The organism is Mesorhizobium sp. M1A.F.Ca.ET.072.01.1.1 (genome assembly GCF_004023325.1).
In the GTDB taxonomy this organism is placed as follows: Bacteria; Pseudomonadota; Alphaproteobacteria; order Rhizobiales; family Rhizobiaceae; genus Mesorhizobium.
The window spans coordinates 1-3,557 of sequence record NZ_RZSF01000492.1; the positions used below are offsets into that span (position 1 = coordinate 1).

General features: G+C 66.2%; 4 protein-coding genes. 3 read left to right on the forward strand and 1 reads right to left on the reverse strand.

Annotation, left to right across the window (positions count from 1 at the left end):
* Window positions 1–100 precede the first annotated feature (100 nt).
* Entirely contained in the window at window positions 101–1,345 is a 1,245-nt protein-coding gene (locus EOA32_RS34865) for a cytochrome-c peroxidase (protein ID WP_245499495.1), read from the reverse strand.
* A 204-nt stretch (window positions 1,346–1,549) separates the two neighbouring features.
* Here EOA32_RS34865 and EOA32_RS34870 point away from each other — a divergent pair, with 204 nt between their 5' ends.
* The 3 genes from EOA32_RS34870 to EOA32_RS34880 all read left to right on the forward strand — a co-directional run.
* Entirely contained in the window at window positions 1,550–1,972 is a 423-nt protein-coding gene (locus EOA32_RS34870; protein WP_128374112.1) for an OsmC family protein, read from the forward strand.
* A gap of 6 nt (window positions 1,973–1,978) precedes the next feature.
* Window positions 1,979–2,506 (forward strand): hypothetical protein, encoded by a 528-nt coding sequence (locus EOA32_RS34875; protein ID WP_128374113.1) that lies wholly within the window; start codon window positions 1,979–1,981, stop codon window positions 2,504–2,506.
* 85 nt (window positions 2,507–2,591) lie between these two features.
* The coding region (locus EOA32_RS34880; protein ID WP_128374114.1) for a patatin-like phospholipase family protein at window positions 2,592–3,557 on the forward strand (966 nt) is incomplete at its 3' end.

Consider the following 3,557-nt stretch of genomic DNA (forward strand, 5'->3'; position numbering starts at 1 on the left):
TAGCAGATGCTTTCTGTCGGTCTGTGACGGAAGCCACACAAACAAGACGCGTCCACCGATTATTTTGGCCGGGGAAGTCCGCGGAGAGCTTTTAGCCGCCCTACTGCCCGGCCTGGTCCGCGTCCGTCAGCGTGCCGAGGAAGGCGACGATGTCGTCGATCTCGGCGTCGGTCAGCGCCGGCTTCTCGCCTGGTTTCCTGCCGTTGAAGGGCGGGTCGGTGTTGAGGTTTCCCCAGTAGGCCTTTGGCAGATCGTCGAATTTCTCGACCGTGCCGTCCGCGTTCTTCGGATACCAGCGCCCCGGATCTGTGTCGCGAGTGGCGTAGAAGGCGACAGCCTCGCGCAGCGAGTGGACATGGCCGTTGTGGAAGAAGCTTTTGCGCAGCGCGACATTGCGCAGGGTTGGCGTCTTGAACAGGCCGCAATACTCGCTCCGGCCCTTGAAGTCGGCCCGCAGCGGCCCGCACAGCCCGAGGTCGAGATAATTGGGATCGGCGTTGGCCGGGATCGCCTGGTTGCGCGGCACGGCGATGGCGATCAGGCCGTAATCGGTGAATTGCGGCGGCTCGCCGTCATTTGCCGGCTCGCTCAAATGGCAGCTCGCGCAATTGCCTTTGTTTGCGTCCTCGAACAGCGCACGGCCGCGCAACTCCTGCGCGGTCAACTGCGCCTTGCCGGCAAGGAAGGCGTCGTAGCGGCTGGAATAGGGGTAGAAGTCGGCGCTGCTCTGCTCGAAGGTGCCGAGCGCCTCGACCGCCGCGTCGAAGGCATCCTGCCGATGGTCGAAAATTTCCGCGCCGAACGCCGCCTTGAACGCATCGGCATAGGGCGCTTTGCGCAGGGCGGCGACCACGGCAGCTTCATCCTTGTTGCCCATCTCGAAGGGCGACAGCAGCGGGATTCTCGCCTGGTCCTTGCCGTGGTCGGCGCGCCCGTCCCAAGTCAATCCGCCGGTCGGGCCATTGTCGACGCTTTCGTCGCCCTCGTCCTCGGAGTCGTAAAAGTGCTCGGTGAAGGCGGGCGCCGCCTGCAGGTAGCGCAGCGACGGCACCGCGCGCAGGCCAGGCCGGTCGAGGTTCGGCCCGCCCATCTCGACCGGCGCGGCGGAGGCCGGACCGAAGGCGTGGTTGGGATCGTGGCAGGACGAGCAGGCCTGTCTGCCCGAAGCCGACAGCGATGGGTCGAAGAACATTCTTCGCCCGATCGCTGTCAGTGCTTCGGCGCGTGCGAAGGCTTGCGTGCGTGACATCGGGCCAGGATGGACGCCATCTGCCGGCTGGCCGGCGGCGGGCCAAAGGACGGCGACGGCGAGAGCGGCGAGCGTGGCAAATCTCCGTGGTGTCATGACCTCAATCCCGTTTGCCATTGGCCCAGCAGCGCATTGCCGCGGATTGTTGACTGGCGGAGCCAAATTGCCAAGCCGGAACGCGGCAGATCAGCCCTCCACGGACATCCTCGCACGAAGAGAACCGCAGCTGTGCCCTGGATTGTTGCCGAGATAGATTCCCGTCCGCTATCAATGGCCTCCAAACCGGACGAAGGACTTTCGATGAGCGAGCTCAAGATCAGGACCCGTGCTACCGGCGCCTGCGCCGTGCTGCCGCCGGGCGGCTTGCCGGCGGTAACGACGCCGACCGGCGGCACGGTCGACGTGGTGACTGCGGTCAGCGCGCCGGGCTTCAACCCGCTCGACCTGCTCTATGCCTCCTTGGCCGCCTGCATGGTGCTGAGCGCCCGCATCGCCGCCACCCGCCTCGGCGTCGCCGACCGGCTTGGCGAGGTGAGGGCGGATGTCGGCGGCGAGAAGGCGAAGGACGAGCCGGCGCGGGTCGAGACATTCACCATCAGGCTGCAGATCGCAGGCGATCTCGACGCGGCGACCAAGCAGCGCATCGTCGAGGACGCCGAGACGATCTGCACCGTCTCCAACACGCTTCGCGGCGCGCCGGCGCTGCACGCGACGCTGGGGTGAGGGGCCGTGGCGCATCTCTCTGCGATTGACTATGCGACCGCCTCCGACGAAATCCGCGCCGAGCATGATCGGGAGCTTGCGCTGCGCGGCCGCATGACCAACATGAAGCGCATCCTGCTTCACTCGCCGGCCGCGCACCGCATCTATGCCGAATGGTTCACGCTGCGCGATCTCCTGCGTCCGACGCTCGAAGACCGAGCGATCTGGCTGTTTTCGAAGGTGATCGCCGAGACGATGCGCGCCGAGATCCCGGTCACCTTCTTCCGCCGCGCGCTGATCGATTCCGGCCTCGATCCGGATCTGATTGAACCCAGCCCCGACGAAGCGCTGTTGATGTCCTTCGGCAGGGCGCTCGCCGCGGACGCCAATGCCGTTGCCGACGAGACCTGGGTCGCGCTGAAGGCGCGCTACGACGAAACGCTGCTCGTCAACCTCGTCGCCTTCGCCGACATCATGGTGGCGACCTGCGTCTTCACCAATGGAGTGAAGGTGGATCTCGATCCGGGGCTGGAGGGGTATCGCCGGAACGCTTGAGGCGAAGACCCCGGGGCTGGCCGTTGCCTTGCTCTGCCTGCTGCGCATAGACTGAGCCCGGGAACGAGCGATCGGGGGGACCTCGATGCGTTGGCGTGTGGGCTTGCTTGTGTTGGCAGCGGCGCTGCTGGCCGGATGCGTCGCCAATGACGTCGAGCCCATCAACACCCATGTGACGCAAGTCGGGCCTGGCTCGCCGGACTACCTTCCCGATGCTCCCGCCGACGGGTCGACCGTGGTCGCGCTGTCCTTCTCTGGCGGCGGCACGCGCGCCACCGCCTTCAGCTATGGCGTGCTTCGGGCGCTCGACGATGTCGAGGTCGGCAGCGGCGGGCGAGCGCATACGCTGATCGACGACGTGAGCGTCGTCGGGGGCGTTTCTGGCGGTGCGGTGACGGCGGCCTATCTCGGCTACAAAGGGCGTGGTTATCGCGAGCTTCGCGAGCGCTTCTTGCTGCGCGATGCCGAGAGCTCGCTGCACACCGCCAAGCTCGCTCCGGCCAATCTGGCGCGGCTGTGGAAAGGCGGCGTCAACGACCGCAGCACCTTTGCCGCGTGGCTGGACAGGAACCTGTTCGACGGTGCCACTTACAGCGCCTTCAGACGTCCCGGCGCCCCGCTGGTTTGGATCCACGCATCCGACATCTACAACGGCACGGCCTTCGGCTTCACCTACGACCGTTTCGCGGCCATCTGCAGCGATCTCGACAAGCTTCGTATCGCCGATGCGGTGGCGGCTTCGGCGGCGTTCCCCGCGGTGTTCGCGCCGGTCGTCGTCTCGACGACCACGCCGACAACCAGATGCAACTACAAGCAGCCGGACTGGATCCAACGCGGTCTCAACGATCCGGAGGCACCGGAACGGGTCAAGGCCGCGGCTCGCGCCATGGAGTCCTACCAGAACAACGACCGCGTCAACTACATCAAGCTGCTCGACGGCGGATTGACCGACAACATCGCGGTGGTCGGCTTCGCGGAATCGCTCGACATCGCCGGCAGTCCGCACAGCCCGTTGTCGCCGCCTGCGGCGACAACGGGCTGTGCGGACTGC